Below are 375 nucleotides of genomic sequence, written 5' to 3' on the forward strand. Positions count from 1 at the left end.
CTCTGTTACTTCTAACGCATCAATAAACGCTTCGACGTCATCTCGAATGCCATCTTGGTTAGTATCTGGTCCTGTCAACGAATCAGAGCGATCTAACAAAGGCTCATAGCGCTCATAAATCACCATTATCTGGTCGTTAATGGTTTTCTGGCTCTTTAGTGTTGCAATCAGCTCATCTGTTTTTTCAATTTGAATGGATGGCGTTGCCGTAGCTGGGGAAGGTGATGTAGAGCGGCTATCGCCGGATGAGTTACAACCAGCAATGCTGGCTACAACTAGCATTGTAATTAAAGTACGTGTCATTGTTATGCCTCAAGTAAACTAAGAAGCATGTAGTGTAAGTAGATGATTTTAATAATGATAATTATGATTTTC

At 40.5% G+C, this 375-nt stretch carries 1 pseudogene; it reads right to left on the bottom strand.

Features of this window, described 5'->3' with window-relative positions:
- A pseudogene (locus CIK04_RS32505) lies at nucleotides 1-303 on the bottom strand (chromosome partitioning protein ParA); the annotation flags it as partial.
- Between the last annotated feature and the right edge of the window lie 72 nt (nucleotides 304-375).

It is taken from the genome of Vibrio sp. 03_296 (genome assembly GCF_002265885.1).